The sequence below is a fragment of the Paenibacillus sp. NRS-1760 genome (assembly GCF_050467785.1).
Classification (GTDB): domain Bacteria; phylum Bacillota; class Bacilli; order Paenibacillales; family Paenibacillaceae; genus Pristimantibacillus.
Window position 1 is genome coordinate 443,554 of sequence record NZ_JBITPK010000008.1, and the last position, 19,034, is coordinate 462,587.

Annotated in this window: 17 protein-coding genes and 1 riboswitch; of the genes, 15 read left to right on the forward strand and 2 right to left on the reverse strand. The window is 45.6% G+C overall.

The features are described from left to right. Window positions 1-232: 232 nt before the first annotated feature. Window positions 233-1,303 carry a peptide chain release factor 1 gene (gene prfA / locus ACIFSR_RS09095; protein ID WP_076266276.1) on the forward strand — a complete coding sequence of 357 codons (1,071 nt, stop codon included), beginning with the start codon at window positions 233-235 and terminating at the stop codon, window positions 1,301-1,303. Between the two features lie 237 nt (window positions 1,304-1,540). Beyond that, entirely contained in the window at window positions 1,541-2,491 is a 951-nt protein-coding gene (prmC, locus tag ACIFSR_RS09100; RefSeq protein ID WP_430056840.1) for a peptide chain release factor N(5)-glutamine methyltransferase, read from the forward strand. A gap of 748 nt (window positions 2,492-3,239) precedes the next feature. On the opposite strand, the gene ACIFSR_RS09105 is transcribed toward prmC, so the two are convergent. Together ACIFSR_RS09105 and ACIFSR_RS09110 are read right to left on the reverse strand one after the other, a co-directional pair. Further along, a complete protein-coding gene (locus ACIFSR_RS09105; RefSeq protein WP_339205421.1) occupies window positions 3,240-3,677 on the reverse strand; it encodes a carboxymuconolactone decarboxylase family protein in 438 nt (145 codons plus the stop codon). 167 nt (window positions 3,678-3,844) lie between these two features. After that, on the reverse strand, window positions 3,845-4,717 hold the full coding sequence (locus ACIFSR_RS09110; RefSeq protein WP_430056843.1) for an RNA polymerase sigma-70 factor: 873 nt from the start codon (window positions 4,715-4,717) through the stop codon (window positions 3,845-3,847). Between the two features lie 184 nt (window positions 4,718-4,901). On the opposite strand from ACIFSR_RS09110, the gene spoIIR reads away from it, so the two are divergent. The 13 genes from spoIIR to ACIFSR_RS09175 all read left to right on the forward strand — a co-directional run bounded on the left by spoIIR (window position 4,902) and on the right by ACIFSR_RS09175 (window position 18,928). Then, entirely contained in the window at window positions 4,902-5,669 is a 768-nt protein-coding gene (spoIIR, locus tag ACIFSR_RS09115; protein ID WP_339205419.1) for a stage II sporulation protein R, read from the forward strand. Between the two features lie 124 nt (window positions 5,670-5,793). Continuing rightward, complete coding sequence (locus tag ACIFSR_RS09120) at window positions 5,794-6,855, forward strand: L-threonylcarbamoyladenylate synthase (RefSeq protein ID WP_339205418.1); 1,062 nt, start codon at window positions 5,794-5,796, stop codon at window positions 6,853-6,855. Between the two features lie 123 nt (window positions 6,856-6,978). Next, on the forward strand, window positions 6,979-7,539 hold the full coding sequence (locus ACIFSR_RS09125) for a manganese efflux pump MntP family protein (RefSeq protein WP_339205417.1): 561 nt from the start codon (window positions 6,979-6,981) through the stop codon (window positions 7,537-7,539). Window positions 7,540-7,681: 142 nt separating this feature from the next. Next, window positions 7,682-8,260 (forward strand): low molecular weight protein arginine phosphatase, encoded by a 579-nt coding sequence (locus ACIFSR_RS09130; protein ID WP_076266269.1) that lies wholly within the window; start codon window positions 7,682-7,684, stop codon window positions 8,258-8,260. 83 nt (window positions 8,261-8,343) lie between these two features. Next, window positions 8,344-8,424, forward strand: a riboswitch (ZMP/ZTP riboswitch). Window positions 8,425-8,522: 98 nt separating this feature from the next. Then, window positions 8,523-8,981, forward strand: coding sequence for a ribose 5-phosphate isomerase B (gene rpiB / locus ACIFSR_RS09135; RefSeq protein ID WP_076266268.1), 459 nt, complete (start codon window positions 8,523-8,525; stop codon window positions 8,979-8,981). Between the two features lie 16 nt (window positions 8,982-8,997). Further along, complete coding sequence (locus ACIFSR_RS09140) at window positions 8,998-9,603, forward strand: TIGR01440 family protein (RefSeq protein ID WP_430056847.1); 606 nt, start codon at window positions 8,998-9,000, stop codon at window positions 9,601-9,603. 98 nt (window positions 9,604-9,701) lie between these two features. Then, a complete protein-coding gene (glyA, locus tag ACIFSR_RS09145; RefSeq protein WP_339205415.1) occupies window positions 9,702-10,949 on the forward strand; it encodes a serine hydroxymethyltransferase in 1,248 nt (415 codons plus the stop codon). A 721-nt stretch (window positions 10,950-11,670) separates the two neighbouring features. Continuing rightward, the gene (locus ACIFSR_RS09150; protein ID WP_076266266.1) at window positions 11,671-13,353 is read left to right on the forward strand and encodes a peptide ABC transporter substrate-binding protein; all 1,683 of its coding nucleotides are present in this window, start codon (window positions 11,671-11,673) and stop codon (window positions 13,351-13,353) included. A 134-nt stretch (window positions 13,354-13,487) separates the two neighbouring features. After that, on the forward strand, window positions 13,488-14,423 hold the full coding sequence (locus tag ACIFSR_RS09155) for an ABC transporter permease (RefSeq protein WP_076266265.1): 936 nt from the start codon (window positions 13,488-13,490) through the stop codon (window positions 14,421-14,423). After that, complete coding sequence (locus tag ACIFSR_RS09160; protein WP_339205414.1) at window positions 14,420-15,343, forward strand: ABC transporter permease; 924 nt, start codon at window positions 14,420-14,422, stop codon at window positions 15,341-15,343. The genes ACIFSR_RS09155 and ACIFSR_RS09160 overlap by 4 nt, the downstream gene beginning before the upstream one ends. A 13-nt stretch (window positions 15,344-15,356) precedes the next feature. Continuing rightward, window positions 15,357-16,355, forward strand: coding sequence for an ABC transporter ATP-binding protein (locus tag ACIFSR_RS09165; protein ID WP_339209780.1), 999 nt, complete (start codon window positions 15,357-15,359; stop codon window positions 16,353-16,355). Continuing rightward, window positions 16,352-17,314: an ABC transporter ATP-binding protein gene (locus tag ACIFSR_RS09170; RefSeq protein ID WP_339205413.1), complete on the forward strand. Its 963-nt coding sequence runs from the start codon at window positions 16,352-16,354 to the stop codon at window positions 17,312-17,314. The genes ACIFSR_RS09165 and ACIFSR_RS09170 overlap by 4 nt, the downstream gene beginning before the upstream one ends. 516 nt (window positions 17,315-17,830) lie before the next feature. Continuing rightward, window positions 17,831-18,928 (forward strand): hypothetical protein, encoded by a 1,098-nt coding sequence (locus ACIFSR_RS09175; protein ID WP_430056852.1) that lies wholly within the window; start codon window positions 17,831-17,833, stop codon window positions 18,926-18,928. The last annotated feature ends 106 nt before the right edge of the window (window positions 18,929-19,034 follow it).

Here is a 19,034-nt window from a genome sequence, read left to right on the forward strand (position 1 = left end):
GGGAATAATAGAGCCCTGTAAGTGCAGCTTTGCGCTTACAGGGTTTTGTTGCAATCAAGATTCATGCTGGATGCTCAGTAACCAATGGCGGTTGCCTGGTATATGAAGATTGAAGCGGTTCGTAAAAATGGGCATGATTAGCTGGCTGTAAATCGAAACCAGCAGTCGATAGAAACTCGATGATATGGTATAATGAACATTATCCTAATGGAATAAACAGAGGTGAATGATCGTGTTTGACCGTTTACAAGCACTCGCAGACCGGTATGAAAAGCTGAGTGAGCTATTGTGTGATCCAGATGTATCCAGTGATCCCAAGCGGCTTAGAGAGCTTTCCAAGGAGCAGTCGGATTTACAAGAGGCATATGATGCCTTTACGGAATATAAACAAGTTACCGAGCAGCTGGACGACGCTAAGCTGATGCAAGCTGAGAAACTCGATGACGAAATGCGTGAAATGGTTAAAATGGAAATCGACGAATTGAGCAAACGCCAAGCTGAGCTTGATGAGCAAATTCGTATCGTTCTATTGCCGAAGGACCCTAATGATGACAAGAACGTTATTGTCGAAATTCGCGGTGCGGCTGGCGGAGACGAAGCAGCATTGTTCGCATATGAGTTATATCGTATGTATACAAAGTTTGCTGATGCACAAGGCTGGCGTGTAGAGCTAATGGATTTCAGCGAGAACGACGTTGGCGGATTTAAAGAGGTAATTTTTATGATTACGGGCAAGGGCGCGTACAGCAAGATGAAATTCGAAAGCGGCGCTCATCGCGTACAACGGATTCCAGTAACGGAATCAGGCGGCCGTATTCATACATCAACATCTACGGTAGCTGTTATGCCTGAGGTTGAAGATGTGGAGATTGAAATTTTCGACAAGGATATTCGCGTGGACACGTTCTGCTCCAGTGGAGCGGGCGGTCAATCCGTTAATACGACGAAATCCGCGGTACGTGTATTGCACGTTCCAACCGGCATTATGGCGACTTGCCAAGATGGCAAATCACAGAATGAGAACAAAGCGAAGGCACTTGCCGTGCTTCGTGCACGTATCTCTGATGTTCGCCGTCAAGAGGAAGAAGCAAAGTATGCGGGCGAGCGTAAGAGCAAGGTTGGAACGGGAGATCGCAGCGAACGTATTCGCACATACAATTTCCCGCAAAGCCGTGTAACGGATCACCGTATCGGATTAACGCTTCATAAGCTGGATTCAGTGATGAACGGCGATTTGACAGAGGTTATTTCCTCCCTGACGATTGCAGAGCAAGCTGATCTTATGGAACGTGAAATGGCTTAACAAATTTGCGCTGGGTCGCTGGTTGCTTACAATAAGCAATCAGCGGTCTGGCGTTTTGTTCGGTTTGGGGAAGCGAAGGTAAGGCAAATGGTCGTGTGGAGTGCATAAATAGTTTGGACGTGGCAGTGAATTATTGTCGAATGTACTGCTAGCTGTGAGGCGGTAATGGCAAAAGAGGCTATAGTTGCTGCATGAAGGAGAAGAAAGTTATTTTAAAGTGGGAAGGGCGATACAGGGATGAGCAAGCATTCGGAGGAGCGATGGTTTGTTGCGCCATTAACATTGCGGCAAGCTTGCATGCAAGCGACAGCGATTTTGCAATCGGAAGCGGTGGAAGAACCGCGCAACAATGCAGAGCTTCTGCTCATGCATTTGCTGAATATGGATCGAGCGGCATTGCTGCGTGATGGCAGTGAGTTATTTCCTGCAGAGCGGTTAGCAGAATGGGAAGACCTCATACGTCGTAAGGCTGCTGGGGAGCCTGTTCAATATATTATTGGTGAGCAATGGTTTTATGGGCAGCCATTTACAGTCTCGCCTGCCGTGCTCATTCCGCGTCCGGAAACAGAGCTGCTCGTCGAGGCTGTGCTTGAGGCAGCTGATATTATTTGGCCCCCTGCGCTGATTGCAGGGGATATGCAGCCGCCGACCATTGTCGACGTCGGCACAGGCAGCGGCGCCATCGCCGTGACGCTAGCTTCGCAGCGTCACGCATGGCGCGTATGCGCGTCCGATCTATCGCCGGACGCGCTGGCAGTCGCCCGCACGAACGCGATCCGCCATGAAGCGGCGGATCGGTTGACATTCGTGCAGGGCGACCTGCTCATGCCATTTGTACATGGGCATGAGCAGGGTGAACTGCAGCACGGCGAGCTTCGCATCGACGTGCTAGTATCCAATCCGCCGTATATACCGGCGGCGGATATGTTAGAGCTGCAGCGCGAAGTTCGCGACTATGAGCCGCATCTCGCGCTGGAAGGCGGGCCGGACGGGTTGATCCCGTACCGGCGCATGCTGGAGCAGCTTCCGCTGCTCGCGCAAATGCCTCGCATCGTCGCATTCGAGCTCGGCATGGGCCAGCCTCGCATCGTTGCCGACATGATGCGCGAAATGTCGCAATGGGACGACATTCGAATCATCAGTGACTACGCTGGAATCGAGCGCCATGTCATTGCAACAAGGAGTTAACTTCGCTTGCAGCAAAAGAGGCTTCCCCAAAAGTAGATTTATCTACTTCGGGAAAGCCTCTATTTCATTTAAAGCAGCCATTTTCAAGCAGCAGCCTGACTGGGCTCAGCAAAATAAATCTATTTCCTAGATTTATTTTCGCCGGAGCATGTCACTTAGCGCTTTATTGCGGGTGATGAGCAAACATAAGCCTACATTCTAGTTCTATTTTCGAGAAAAGGGTTCCATTGACGGAAATAAGCCTATATTCTAGACTTATTTTCGCTCGAACTCATCATTTACCGCGTTTTTGTATGTGACATGTAAAAATAAGCCTACATTCTAGCTCTATTTTCGAGAAAAGGGTTCCATTGACGGAAATAAGCCTATATTTTAGTCTTATTTTCACTGGAACGCATCATTTAGTGCTTTTTTGTAGCTCATGAGCAAACATTAGCCTACATTCTAGCTCTATTTTCGCGAAAAAAGTTCCTTTGACGAAAATAAGCCTACTTTTTAGACTTAGCTCGAACACATCATTTAGCGCGTTTTTGTATGTGACATGTAAAAATTAGCCTACATTCTAGCTCTATTTTCGAGAAAACAGCTCCTTTGACGAAAATAAGCCTACTTTTTAGACTTATTTTCGCTCGAACACATCATTTAGCGCATTTTTTTATGTGACACGCAAAAATAAGCCTATATACTAGGCTTATTTTCACTACAACCCATCACTTAGCGCTTTTTCACCGATTTTATCCGCTCACACTTATTCCGGCATCATACCGGTGCTTATCGCAAGACGGTTCCACCCGTTGATCGTAATAATAGCCATAATAATCTCGCCGACTTGTTTGCTCTCGAAATACCGGGCAACTTCTTCATATACCGCATCGGGCACATGCTCTTTCGTAATGACTGTGACAGCCTCCGTCAAAGCGAGTACCGCTCGCTCCTCCTTCGTAAAGTAAGGCGTATCCCGCCAAGCGCTCAATGCATAAATACGCTGCTCAGTCTCACCCAAGCTTCTAGCGTCTTTCGTGTGCATATTAATGCAGAATGCACAGCCATTTATTTGCGATGCGCGAATTTTAATCAATTCTAGCAGCTGCTTGTCGATGCTCGTAGTGCCTAGGTATTTCTCCAATCCGCTCATTGCCTGATATGCAGCAGGTATTTCTTTTGCTATTTGGACTCTTTCTGTCATGTTCCTCATTCTCCTCTATGTTCTATTTATTTGCTTTCATCCTCTAAGACAAAACACAGTTATCGGTTGTGACAGAAGGTTAAAAATTTTTTTATTTAGTCGTCTTTGTTTAGTCATACTTTAGTCATGCAGTGTTCGCAATTGGCGGTTCGTAAATTTTCAAATGGTCATTCGATCCGAACATGCTTCAGCTTATCAGGGTTCAACATGACATAAATCCGCTCAACCTTCTGCCCTTCCTCATCGAGCCGAAAGCTGATCACACTTCTTGGCATACCGGCTTGGTTAACGATGACACCAGCTTGTCCGTTCACGTCAGCGAATTGATGGCCATCTCCCAAGAAGGTCTTTGGAATAACACCCTTCAAAAAGGCGATGACTCTTTCTCTGCTAATAATAGCGAAAATAGCTGCACGTACCTTGCCTCCTCCATCGGAAACAAGAATCGCTTCTTCGGACAAAAGAGAAATCAATTTCTCGAAATTCCCAGAGGATGCTGCTTCCATGAAGGCAACAGCGAGGGTCTCGGCTTTATCCGTGTTTATGGGTAGCATCGATCTATCTTCCTGAAGCTTCTCTTTGGCTCGGCTGTATATTTTACGACAGTTTGCTGTCGTTTTATGTAAGCAGGAAGCAATATCCTCATAATCGTATTGAAGTGATTCTCTTAAAATAAACACAGCCCGCTCAACGGCTGTGAGCTGCTCAAGCATGACAAGCAGCGCGTAGGAAATCTCTTCATGCTCCGCATAAATTTCAGCAGGGTCTTGTTTTATGGTGCTGACGTCTGGTTCGGGCAGCCATTGTCCAACATATACTTCTTTTCTTTTGCGCGCGGATTGGCTGAGATTGATCGAGCGGTTAGTGAGCATCCGAACGAGATAGGACTTCTCATTTTTAATTTCACTAGGGTCCAAAAGGCTGTAGTCTGCAAACACATCCTGGACCAAATCCTCGGCCTCGCTGAATGTGCCAAGCATCCGATAAGCAATGGAATGGAGCAACGGCCGATACGCTGCATAAGTTTTTTGAAAATCCATTTTTCATCCATCCTTCTCATTTATTGAAAATATTATAACTTGCTAGAAGAGCGTCTGCGATAAGATAAAAAATAGATAGATTGATAGGTTTATATATTAAGCATAACGGACATAATGACGGATAGATACGTTCCGGAACGCAAGCAGACGCACTGACGGGTGCGACGAGAGGAGCTTGTGTTATATGTCCAGCCATTATTCTATTCATTCCTATTCCAATATTTCTAAATCCGCTCATTCTAATTCGGGTAAGGCTAATAAATTTGTTTATCGCAAATCATATGGTTTTATTATTTTTGCACTTATCATTTTAATTATGAGCTGGGAAGCTCAGCAAATGGATGCTGCGGTTGCAGGCGGAGAAATTCCGCAGGAAGCCATTCGCCTTCGTATTTTAGCCAATTCCGATAATCCTGCTGATCAAGTCGTGAAACGTCTTGTCCGGGATGAAATCGTTAAAGCGATGAATAGCTGGGTGACGGGACCTCAGACGATTGAGGAAGCACGTCAGACGATTCTCGCCAATATGCCTGAAATTGAACGCATTACAGCGGAAGTGCTAAAGAGCCGCGGCTTTGAATATGGCTCGTCCGCAGAGCTTGGAATGGTACCGTTCCCGACAAAAATGTACGGCAATCAAGTTTACCCCGCTGGCGACTATGAAGCCCTTCGTATTACACTTGGCGAAGGCGGCGGACAAAATTGGTGGTGCGTATTGTTCCCTCCGTTATGTTTTATCGACGCTGTAAGCGGTGAAGCATCAGCAGCATCAGCTGGAGCAGAGACAGAGCAAGCGTCAGTAGTGAAATCGGAAACTGCAGCGGCTAAGACAGCTTCCTTAGCAGCAGCTCCGGCAGATACTCCTTCCCAAGGCGAAGCGCCGGAAGCAAAATTTTTTATTTGGGAAATGATCGAATCTTTTATCAATTGGATTAAATCATTGTTTTCATAAGAAACGACAGCTGCACCTTTGAATGTATTGGTGCAGTTGTCGTTTCTGCTTGTTTGCGGGTGCTTATGCTATAATAACGAATGAATGAACAATTTCAATTAAGAGCAAGGATTGAAGGATAGAGATGACTAAAACAAATGTATGGCGCGTAAAGCAGGCTCATGATTCTCAGCTGCGTGAACAATTATCGGAAGCTGCCAGCCAATTAAGAGAAGGCGGTATTATTGCTTTCCCTACAGAGACGGTTTATGGGCTTGGCGCGGATGCTCGCAGCTCAGCGGCGGTTGAGCGGATATTCACCGCAAAGGGACGTCCATCGGACAACCCTCTCATTGTGCATATTGCGGGTCGCAAGCAGTTAGATGAGCTGGTGCTGCCGTATTCTGAGCTGGCTTCATCGTTGATGGAACAGTTTTGGCCAGGACCACTTACCATTGTACTGCCCGTTCGTGAGGATGCGTTATCGCCGCTCGTAACGGCAGGACTGTCTACCGTTGGTATTCGAATACCGGATCATAGAACAGCGCTTGCGCTCCTTGAGATCGCAGATTGTCCAATTGCTGCACCAAGTGCCAATCGTTCTGGAAGGCCAAGCCCAACACTTGCTGAGCATGTGCTGGAGGATCTGGATGGGCGGATCGATGGTCTTGTTGATGACGGTGCAACAGGCGTTGGCCTGGAATCCACTGTAATTGAGCTTGCTGGCGAGCATGGCATTCGTATTTTACGGCCAGGCGGCATTACGCGCGAAGCGCTTCAAGAAGCGGCACCCCATGCGTTGATTGATAGTGCCTCGATAGAAGAACCGGAGTCGGCTCCGCGATCGCCAGGCATGAAATATACTCATTATGCGCCACAAGGGGAGCTTGAGCTTGTGCAAGGCCAATTTGAAGCTGTCGCAGCGTATATTGGAGATCAAGTAGAAGCTGCAAAGAAGCGCGGCGAGGTAACTGGCGTACTTGCTTTCGAAGAGAGATTGAATTGCTACGATGCAGATCATGTTTTCTCATTAGGCAGCGAGGCGGAGCTTGGCACAGCAGCCCATCAGCTTTATGCGGCATTGCGAGATTTTGACGGGGCAGGCGCTCAGCGTATTTGGGCAGAAGGCTGCACGGAGCATGGCATCGGCGCTGCGCTGATGAATCGGTTAGCCAAAGCGGCTGGAAACCGAATTATTCGTGTATAGAAAGCACTGTAAGGGGAACGATCATTTTTGAAACAAAATTAGCTTGAAACCGCACTAGTATGTTTGTCCTCATGTCCGCATATGTTTGGTAAAGACTACAAGCGGACATGGGGGAGATAGGCTGTGATTGAAGCACAATTACAAGCTGGACAGTTTTTGACGCTGCTTATTATTGCGGTGGCACTCAGTCTAGACGCATTTTCTCTGGGACTCGGAATAGGGCTCAAAGGCATAAGGCTGCGAGATGTTTTGAAGCTTGGCATTGTAATTGCATTGTTTCATATGATCATGCCGCTGGCAGGTATTTTCACAGGTCAATACGTCGGCTCCTTGCTTGGAGATGTAGCCACGACTGCGGCAGGCATTTTGCTAGTGCTGCTCGGCGGACATATGATTTATAGCTCGCTGCGCGGCGAGGCGGTTCAATCTTTTGACCATAAATCTTTATGGGGCTTGCTCGTTCTTTCGCTTAGCGTCAGTATCGACTCGTTCTCGGTAGGCATTACACTTGGGATGTTCGCTGCAAACATGTTGATGACGGTTTTACTTATCGGTCTGCTCGGCGGGCTGATGTCGATATGCGGTTTGATGCTGGGGCGTAAAGTCAGCGGTCAGCTTGGCGAATATGGAGAGGCCATAGGCGGAGGAATTTTGTTCGTGTTCGGCATCTTGTTTATCTTTTAGAATATAAGTAAGAAAGCAGAACAATATTTCAGTCTTATTTTAAATTTCAAGTCAAAGCTGATTTAGCATCTAAGGAACGCTGCAGTTGTTTTCGCTTAATCGTTGAACAGCTTGGAATAACGTGCAAAAAGGAGTTGGCAGTGTGAAACGTATTTTATTTGTATGTACAGGCAATACATGCCGCTCACCGATGGCAGAGGCTATGCTTCGCCGAATGGCTGCTCTGAGAGGGATCACCGTAGCCGTTCGCTCCGCAGGCATATCTACTATTGATGGACTGCCCGTGTCAGCTCATGCGGTGGAGACGCTTAGGCAACGGGACATCGAGCATAAGAGCACGTCGCTGGCGCTGACGAGCGAGGCGGTTGGTTGGGCTGATATTATTTTGACAATGACGGTCAATCATAAGCGTGGTTTGCTGCAATGGCATCCCGAAGCGGTCGACAAAATCTATACGTTAAAGGAATATGCAAATCAAGACGCGCAAGTGCTCGCGGATATTGAGGAGCTGGAGCAGCTCTATACAGAGCTTCATATGAAGCAGGCGCTTGGCCAACAGCTGACGACTGGCGAGAGAAGACGATTGCTTGAGCTGGAGCGTCGCATACCAAGCTTTGACATCGTTGATCCTTTCGGAGGCTCGCTTGCTATATACAGCAGCAGTGCTAACGAAATAGAGGACGCGCTCGTCAAGCTGCTGGACAAGCTTGCCAAAAGATAAGTATTTAGGGTTGCAGAAGTCATTTTTGCTTCCGTTCGATTGATTTTTACAGCTGTATAAGATATAATAAAATGACAATATACGGTTTCCGATGTAACTGGCGACGGAAGTGGGTAACCACGGTGGAGCATCGGAATATACGGCCGGTCGCCTGGGCAAAGAGCAGCATGCTAATAAGCATGTCTTGCTCTTTTTTCGTCTTTTTGGGCAAAAATAGGTATACTAGCACTGTGATGTTTCATTTCTAAGGAGGTCTTTTGCGTTGAAAATTGCTATTGGTGCTGACCATGCAGGTTATCGTTTGAAGGATGAAGTTGTACCGTTTCTTCAATCGCTTGGTCATGAAATTGAAGATCTTGGTTGCAACTGTGACCAATCCGTCGATTATCCGGACTATGCATTGCCCGTATGCGACCTTGTTACGAGCGGCAAAGCAGAGCGCGGTATACTCATTTGTGGAACAGGTATCGGCATGTCGATTGCGGCTAATAAAGTACGCGGCATCCGCTGTGCGCTTGTGAATGATATGTTCTCAGCCAAAGCAACTCGGGAGCATAATGATACTAATGTTTTGGCGCTTGGGGAACGAGTGATCGGTCCTGGAGTGGCACTCGAAATTATTCGCATATGGCTTGAAACGCCGTTCTCAAATGGAGAACGTCATGTCGGTCGTGTTAGTAAAGTGAAACAAATTGAAGAACAGTACAGCAGCCAGTCCTAATTAGGGGGCATTCGCAATGAACGTAGACGAAAACGTACAGCTTGGAAGCATTGCAGAACAGGTTGGGCAAATTGTTCGGGAACTGGCAGCGGCAGGCAAGCTTGGTATGAGTCAGCTGCTAGTAATCGGTGTAAGTACTAGTGAGGTGCTTGGTCATCGCATTGGCACTTCGGGAACCATTGAAACGGCTGCACAAATTTACGCAGGCGTTGAAGCGGTTCGCAGCGAAGTTGGCTTTATTCCCGTTTATCAATGCTGTGAGCATCTGAATCGCGCGCTTGTCATTGATCAACCTTCGGCAGAACGATTGGGGCTTGATATTGTAGGTGCAGTGCCAGTGCCTAAAGCGGGCGGCTCCATGGCAGCCTATGCCTATCGTCAGCTGAAGGAGCCTTGTTTGGTGGAAACGGTGCAGGCGCATGCGGGCATCGATATTGGTGATACGTTTATCGGTATGCATTTGAAGCGGGTGGCTGTTCCAGTTCGTCCGACGATTCGTGAAATTGGCGGAGCGCATGTCACGATGGCTATCACAAGGCCAAAGTTAATAGGCGGCTCCCGAGCAGTATACGAGCTCAGCGAGAATATAACGGCGGAGCAATCTGCTGGAACTTGCGAATAGTTGATTTATAGCCATAATTTTTTGATTTTCAGCGTCTAAAGGACACCGAAGACGTTTTTGCTTGATAAAGGTTATCTAATTTGAGGAGGAATTTAATCATGGAAAATTTGCGCAAACAAGACCCAGAAGTATTGAAAGCTCTAGGACTAGAACTTACTCGTCAACGTGACAATATCGAGCTTATCGCATCCGAGAACATCGTTAGCGAAGCGGTATTGGAAGCTATGGGAAGCGTTTTGACGAACAAATATGCAGAAGGTTACCCAAGCAAACGTTTCTATGGCGGTTGTGAGCATGTTGACATCGTAGAGGATATTGCCCGCAACCGTGCGAAAGAGCTTTTTGGCGCTGAGCATGCGAACGTGCAACCACACTCCGGCGCACAAGCGAACATGGCTGTTTACCTTGCAGCTTTGCAGCCTGGTGACACTGTGCTTGGTATGAATCTAGCACATGGCGGACATTTGACACACGGCAGCCCTGTTAATGCATCTGGATTGCTTTATAACTTTGTTGCATATGGTGTACAAGAAGATTCCTTCACTATTGATTATGAAGAAGTTCGCAAGCTTGCTTTCAAGCACCGTCCTCGTTTGATCGTTGCGGGCGCAAGTGCGTATCCGCGCACAATCGATTTCGAGAAGCTTGGCAAAATTGCTAATGATGTAGGCGCATTGTTTATGGTTGATATGGCTCACATCGCTGGTTTGGTTGCTGCAGGCCTTCACCCGAGCCCAGTGCCTCATGCGCATTTTGTAACAACTACAACGCACAAAACCCTTCGCGGACCTCGCGGTGGTATGATCCTTTGTCGTCAACCTTGGGCTGCTGCGATTGATAAAGCAGTTTTCCCAGGCTCGCAAGGCGGTCCTTTGATGCATATTATCGCTGCTAAAGCAGTAGCTTTCGGCGAGGCGCTTCAACCTGAATTCAAGCAATACGCAACACAAGTTGTTAAGAACGCTAAAGTTCTTTCGGAAGAGCTTGTTGCAAAAGGCTTTAATATCGTATCTGGCGGAACAGACAATCACTTGATGCTGCTCGACACGCGCAACCTGAACATTACAGGAAAAGTAGCAGAACATGTGCTTGATGAAGTAGGCATTACGGTTAACAAAAATGCCATTCCGTTTGATCCAACAAGCCCGTTTGTAACATCCGGTATTCGTATTGGTACTCCTGCAGCGACAGCTCGCGGCATGGAAGAGAACGCAATGAAGGTTATTGCTGAGGTTATTGCACTTGTGCTTAACAGCCCTCAAGATCAAGAGGTGCTCTCCAAAGCGCGCGGCATGGTTCGTGATCTTACGGCACAATACCCACTTTACCCTGGCATGACTTACTAATCATAAATATATTATTAATTAAAAAAGACCTATTTGTGCATATGCATGAATAGGTCTTTTTTTGATTATATGCCGTGCATAAACAATATATCTAAAAAAAATAATAAAGTTAAAAGCCGCTTGGAATAAATGAGCAAACGTCAATGTTGAAATGAAAAAACGTTCATTTTGCACAACCGAAAAATAATAATTAAATATAATGGTCGTTATTATTTGTGTTATAGTATAAATACGAAAAAAACACATTATATATTTGTGGAATATATATGTAATTTAAAACAATATGGAAATATAAAGGATTTTCAATTTAATCTGTATTTTTAAGTATTAGTGCTATTTTTGTAAATAAATGACTGTAAAAATATTAAAGTGAAATATTATTAAAATAATTAACTGAATAAACGCTGTACAGCATTAACGCAACAGAATAATTAATTGAATAAACGCGTTAATGTGTTAAAGAACAGTGTATAAAAGTAATTATAAACAAAAATTTACAGCTTACATATTCTTGATAAATAATTAACATGGTTGTATAGTGAAATTTATTATTATATTTAAACTCATTGTTTAAATGGGGAAAATGTTTAGCATTGCTCAAGAGGATACGTATATTTGCATTGGACAAGCTAGAAGAAGATGCAAACGTTTGTGTACAAAGCGAGTAAGTTGGACGATTTTGCCATGTTGAACTGAGCAGAAAAAAAACGGGAGGATTACAATGAGAACAAGAAAGTCTGCTTTATCATTTATTGCTGCTTTACTCATTCTTGCTATTGTCGCTGTTGGTTGTACGCCTAAAGAAGAAACAGGCAACAACGGTGCTACGAACGGCGCAACAAACGGCGCTACAAATGGAGGAGCATCCGAAGCGAAAGTTTTCAGAATGAACATTCACTCTGAGCCTTCGACACTTGACCCGGCACTTATGGAAGACAACGTATCAGGTACACTTGCAACTGGTATCTACGAGGGTCTTACTCGTAAAAACGAGAATGGTGAATCCATTCCTGCAACAGCTGAAAGCTGGGTAAAATCAGAAGACGGCAAAACCTACACATTTAAAATCCGCAAAGACGCAAAATGGAGTAACGGCGACCCTGTTACTGCAAATGACTACGAATTCTCTTGGAAGCGCGCGCTTGATCCAGCTGTAGGTTCAACTTACGCGTACCAATTCTACTACATCGTTGGCGCACAAGATTATAACGAAGGCAAAACGACAAACACAGACGCTGTGGGTATCAAAGCTCTTGATGCTCAAACGCTTGAAGTTAAACTCGTTTCACCTACACCATACTTCTTGAGCCTTACATCATTCTATGTTTACAACCCTGTTCATCCTTCTGTGAAGGACAACGAGGCTTGGGCTGCTGATGCTAAAACAATCATCGGTAACGGTCCTTTCAAAATGAGCGAATGGCAGCACAATACTTCCATTAAGCTTGTTCCTAACGAAAACTACTACGATAAAGCACAAGTGAAATTTGCAGGCGTTGACTTCACAATGATCGCTGAATCTGCAACTGAGCTTGCTAACTACGAGACAGGCAAACTTGATTACACGGGTAAACCAACTGGTGAAATCCCAGCTGAGCAAATTCCGGTTCTAAAAGAATCTAAAAAAGACGAGATCGTTACTAAAGGTATCGCAAGCTCGTACTACTACCAATTCAACACAGAAGAAGTTCCTTTCAACAACGTAAAAGTACGTAAAGCACTTGCAATGGCGATTGATCGTCAAGCAATCGTTGAGAGCGTAACAATGGCCGGCGAAGTTCCTTCGTTTGGTTTTGTACCACCAGGCATCATCGGTTTGAAAGAAGATTACCGTAACGAAGTAAAAGATGATTTCTTCACTGAAAATGTTGACGAAGCAAAAACATTGCTTGCTGAAGGTCTAGCTGAGCTTAAGCTTGCTAAGTTCCCTAAAGTAACATTGACGTTCAACACAAGCGACGGCCACAAGAAAATTGCTGAAGCAATCGTTGAAATGTGGCGTCAAAACCTTGGTATCGAAGTTGGTATCGAGAACCAAGAGTTTGCTGTTCTATTGAAAAACCGTACTGCAATGAACTATCAAATCGCTCGCGCAGGTTGGGGAGCTGACTACAACGATCCAATGACTTACTTGGATATGTTCGTAACTGGCGGCGGTCAAAATAATACTGGTTTTGCTTCACCTGAATACGACGCTTTGATCAAAAAAGCGAATGCAAGCGGAGATCAAGCTGAACGTATTGCGGCTATGACTGAGGCAGAAAAAATTCTTATGGAATACATGCCGATCATGCCAATTTACTACTACAGCAACGTTTACATGCTTAAACCTGGATTCAAGAACATCTTCTTGGACTACAAAGGGGACATCGACTACACTAGAGGTTTCTACGAAGCGAAATAGTCGTCCTTCCAGCACCTGAAGCTAGGGATATATGCGGGGTGTCCGCATATATCCCTTTCTTGTTGACAGATTCAGGCTTTATCACTTTTTAGCATTACTTCTTGTTTATATTCTGTAAGGAGGTGTCCATTGCGTTGATAAAATATGTATCCAAGAAGTTTCTGTCCATGTTTGTCTCGTTGTTTGTTCTTGCGTCCGCTACGTTCTTTCTTATGAAAATTATCCCGGGCGATCCCTTCATTAGGGAGAAGGCTATTCCTGAGAAAATAAGGGAGCACCTCTTGCAAATGTACGGCCTTGATCAGCCGGTATGGAAACAATACTTGATGTATTTGAACAATTTGCTTCATGGCGACTTAGGGATGTCAATGAAGCAGCAATATATGTCCGTTACTCGCATTATTAAAGAAAGCTTTATTTACTCTGCGCAAATCGGCCTTTTTGCTGTTATTGTGTCGCTAGCATTAGGTTTGATTCTGGGCATAGTTGCAGCTCTTAATCATCGTAAATTTTTGGATAGCTTCACGATTGTTATTGCAGTGCTTGGGGTATCGATTCCTAACTTTTTGGCAGCATCAATTTTACAGTTCGTCCTAGGCAGCAAGCTGCGTTGGCTCAATGTATCGGGACTTAACGATCCTACAGATTTTATTATGCCTGTTCTTGCGCTTTCGTTTCTTCCAGCTGCATTTATCGCGCGTCTGACGCGCTCAACGATGCTAGAAGTACTATCCGCTGATTACATTAAGACCGCTCGTGCTAAAGGTCTCAGCGGCCGCATTATTTTGGTTCGTCATGCTCTACGCAATGCTATTTTGCCAGTAGTAACTTATATCGGACCGATGACCGCTAACATTATTACCGGTTCTGTCGTTGTCGAACAAATTTTTGGTATAGGTGGAATTGGGAAATATTTTGTACAAAGTATTACTAACCGCGACTATACGCTCATAATGGGGCTTACTTTATTTTATGGAATTATCCTGATGGTTGCGCGTTTCTTGACTGACGTTGCTTATGGCTTTGTCGATCCGCGTATCAAGCTAACAAGAGGAGGCGGAAAAGGATGAAGGATAAGACCTTTACGCCGGATCAATTCGCGAAGCTGAACAAAGATGAGAAGCACACGGAAGTAGTTGTTCGTGAGAGCATCTCGGCATGGAAAGATGCTTGGCTGCGTCTGCGTTCCAACAAAATAGCGATGTTCAGCTTAATTGTGCTGCTTATCGTCACCCTTATGGCGATTTTTGGCCCGATCATATCAGAGCAGGATTTTCAAACGAATCACTTGAAGGAAAAGAACCTGAATCCTAACGCTACCTATTGGTTTGGTACAGACGATCTTGGGCGGGATCTCTTCACCCGTACTTGGATGGGGGCAGGGATATCTCTGCAGGTTGGTATATATGCTGCACTCGCAGACTTGGTTCTTGGTGTAATTATCGGTGGAATTATGGGTTACTTCGGCGGTCGTGTCGATGAGATCTTGAACCGTTTCTGTGAAGTTCTATACTCCATTCCAAGCATGCTTATTATCATTCTTTTGATTGTCATATTAGAGCCGAGCATGTTCACGATCGTGCTTGCGCTTAGTATAACCGGTTGGATCAGTATGGCTTGGATTGTGCGCGGCCAGATCATGCAGCTCAAAAATCAAGAATACGTTATGGCTGCTCAAGCGCTCGGCGCAAGCACTCCACGTATTCTATTCAGACATCTTATTCCTAACGCAATGGGTCCGATTATCGTAACGTTGACACTTACTGTTCCAAGTGCGATCTTCGCAGAGGCATTCCTCAGCTTCTTGGGACTAGGTGTTCAATCCCCGGCTGCGTCTTTGGGTACGATGATAAATGATGCAATTAAAGCATGGACACTGTATCCGTGGAGAATGATTTTCCCAGCAGCAGTTATAAGCGTTACGATGCTTTGCTTTAATATTTTTGGCGATGGTCTGAGAGATGCGCTTGATCCGAAAATGAAGAAGTAGGAGGTGGTCAATGATGGAGAAATTACTTGAAGTAAAAGACCTTCGTGTTAATTTCAAAGTTCGAGGCGGTATCGTTAAAGCGGTTCGCGGTGTGAATTTTCACGTCAACAAAGGCGAGGCAGTAGCCATCGTTGGGGAGTCCGGTTGCGGCAAAAGTGTAACTGCACAATCGCTCATGCGTTTGATTCCATCGCCTCCGGCCGATACTAAAGGATCGATTATGTTTAAAGGCCAAGAAATTTTGAAAATGTCCAATAATCAAATGGAGGACATTCGTGGTAAAGAGATGGGGATGATCTTTCAGGATCCAATGACCTCTCTTAACCCTACGCTAACGATTGGCCGTCAAATTACAGAGGGACTAATCAAGCATCAAGGAATAAGCGGTGCAAAAGCGACAGCACGTGCGATTGAGATGCTTGATCTTGTAGGTATTCCGAACCCTGCATCACGAGTTAATCAATACCCGCATCAGTTCTCTGGAGGCATGCGTCAACGGGCGATGATTGCTATCGCGCTTGCATGCAACCCATCGCTTCTTATTGCGGATGAGCCAACAACGGCACTAGACGTTACAATTCAAGCGCAAATTATGCGAGTCATGAAGGACTTGCAGCAAAAGCTTGGCACTTCTATTATTCTTATTACGCATGATTTAGGCGTTGTAGCAGATATGTGTGACCGTGTTATCGTTATGTATGCAGGCAAGGTTGTGGAAACCGGTACGAAATGGGAGATTTTCAAAAACCCTAAGCATCCTTATACAAGAGGTTTGCTGCGCTCCCTTCCTCGTCTTGACCAGAAGAAGGAAGAGCCGTTGGTACCGATTTACGGTATGCCGCCGGATTTGATTAAGCCGCCGACGGGCTGCAGCTTCTGTGCTCGCTGTGATGAAGCCATGCGGGTTTGCGTGGACAATGATCCCGAATTGCTCCCAGTGGATGGCAATGAGAATCATGAGTCGGCATGCTGGCTAGCACATCCTTATGCAAATCGGGAGGTGTCAGTATGAGTGCGCCATTAATTGAAATTAATAATTTGCGTAAATCATTTAATTTAGGCGGAGGAGCGACGCTCCACGCTGTTAATGATATATCTTTCTCCATCAAAAAAGGAGAAACGGTCGGCGTAGTTGGTGAGTCCGGTTGCGGAAAATCAACAGCTGGTCGTACTATTATGCGGCTGTATGAACCAACTAGCGGCGGTGTTAACTTCGACGGGCAAGATATTTATAAGTTGAAGGGTCCTAAGCTAAAAGAGCTTCGCCGTGATATGCAAATGATATTCCAAGATCCTTACGCATCATTAAACCCGCGTATGACGGTCATGGACATCATCGGAGAAGCGCTCGATATTCACAAGCTTGTTGCAAGCAAGAAAGAACGCAAGCACAGAGTTGAGAACCTGCTGGATGTCGTAGGTCTTAATCCAGACCATGCTACAAGGTATCCGCATGAATTTTCTGGCGGTCAAAGACAGCGTATTGGTATTGCACGCGCGCTTGCTGTTGATCCGCGCTTCATCATTGCAGATGAGCCGATCTCAGCGCTCGACGTATCTATCCAAGCGCAAGTTGTTAACTTGATGATGGATCTACAGCGCAAGATGGGTTTGACTTACTTGTTTATCGCGCATGATTTATCCATGGTTAAGCATATAAGCGATCGTGTAGCGGTTATGTATCTTGGTAAAATCGTTGAGCTCGCAGAGAGCAGCGAGCTGTACGCGAATCCTGCTCACCCTTACACAAGGGCTTTGCTTTCGGCTATTCCGATTCCAGACCCGGAGATTGAAGCTACCCGTGAGCGTATTGTACTGACTGGTGATTTGCCAAGCCCAATCAATCCGCCTACAGGCTGCCAGTTCCATACGCGTTGTCCGATTGCGACAAACAAATGCAAGGTGGATGAGCCAGCTCTACTTGAAGTGAGAAAAGGGCATTTTGCTGCTTGTCACTATGCGTCAGTTTAATCATTATCAATTATCTAGCATAAAGCTAGTTGTGAATAAGTTTTTGAAAAAAGATGGAGCAAGGATGATTCCTGCTTCATCTTTTTTTGCTTTTAGTAGGTTGTGCACAAAAATGTTGATAACATGTGGACAAATGTGGATAACTCATATCAAAAATGTGGATAGTTTATCATTTAAACGTTTTTTCAATAAATAATTTATTATTTTTATACTGATTGTGGATAGAAGTTTACAAAATGACTTCAAGGCCCACTATATAAGTTTGAGGAGAGCGGCTTCGCCGTGTGTAAGTGCAAGATGCAGGATCGTAGAGCGGTTGTACTGGACATTGGGGGGTTAACTGAGGGGAACCCTTCCGTATCATGAAGTAGGCATACAGGGCAGTACAGCGCTGTTTAAAGGCTTCTATTCAGAAGAGAGCCTCGATTTTATGTGTGACCTTCATTATCCTGATGACCCGTGCGATTAGGAGATGTGTTAATATATGGGTAAGACGAACCGACGTGGAGGGTTAGGATGGATCAAGTGGTAACGATATTGATTATTGTAGTTTTGGTTATTGTTGTATTAAGTGCACTATCAAAATCGAATAGTTCAAACAGCAAGGCTAAATCAGGCGGCAGAGGCAGAGAATATGCTGGCCGTACCAATGCGTTTACACCTTGGCCAAATGCCGAGCTGCCGACTGCACTTGGCGTGCCGTATGGGCACCCTGCGAGAACTGCGGCGGAATGCTTGGAGTCCGCGCTAGGTATCGATTTTGAGAGCCGAGTGAAGGACAGAGTATTAAAGGAATTCCCAAAAATATCAGATAAAGAATGGAATTGGACCTGGTTTGAGCTGAAGCGATATTTTCTTATGTGCGGCATCATGCGCAGTGTTCCTATGTATAGCAAGCAGGTTGATGCGGTATGGCATGAAATGCTTATGTTCACGAGGGAGTATGAACAGTTTTGCATGAAATTCTCCGGTGCAATGATTCATCATGCGCCTCATGCGCCGGGTGCGCAGCCGCTCCCGGGAGAAAGAGCGATGTTCGACTGGGCTTATGGTGAGCTGTTTGGACAGGCGCCGGTTAGCGGCAGAATATGGGGAGCCTTTTACCGAACGCAAATGTCGGAACAGAGGCTGGAGGAGCTTGATAGCTGGAGTACAGAAGAGCTGCGCAAGCAATGGTTTAACGTGAGTACGACAGAGAGACACTCTGATTTGAAAGCGACAGCTAACTACATGATAGACAGAGCCAAATCTCAGCTTTTGGCTGCTGGAAAGGGCAAAGCGCCTTACGGGAAAGAGCCTAGCTCCGCGAGCAGCTATGGGTATGATCCTGTTTTAGGAGCAACCGGCCTATTATCAGGCCTTCTCATTTATAATTCAATATCGCACCCGAATGATTTTGCCCAGCAGATGGATCAAGCTCAAAATGAAGAGGAACGTAAAGCGAATGGAAGCGGCGATACCACTTATGCTTGCAGCGGCTCATCCGACGATGGAAGAGATGACCATTCGTGTGGAAGTGACGGCGGTGATAGCGGATCAGGCGGGGATTCCTCCTGCGGAAGCGGTGGAGACGGCGGTGGATCATCCTGCGGCGGCGGAGGCTGCAGCAGTTAAAAGGAATATACTTACAGCGGCCTGTGACTCCTAATTTTAGAATCACTGGCCTTTATTTGCGAAAACACAAAACTCAAGATGCAAGGGCTTGTTTACAATGCTATAA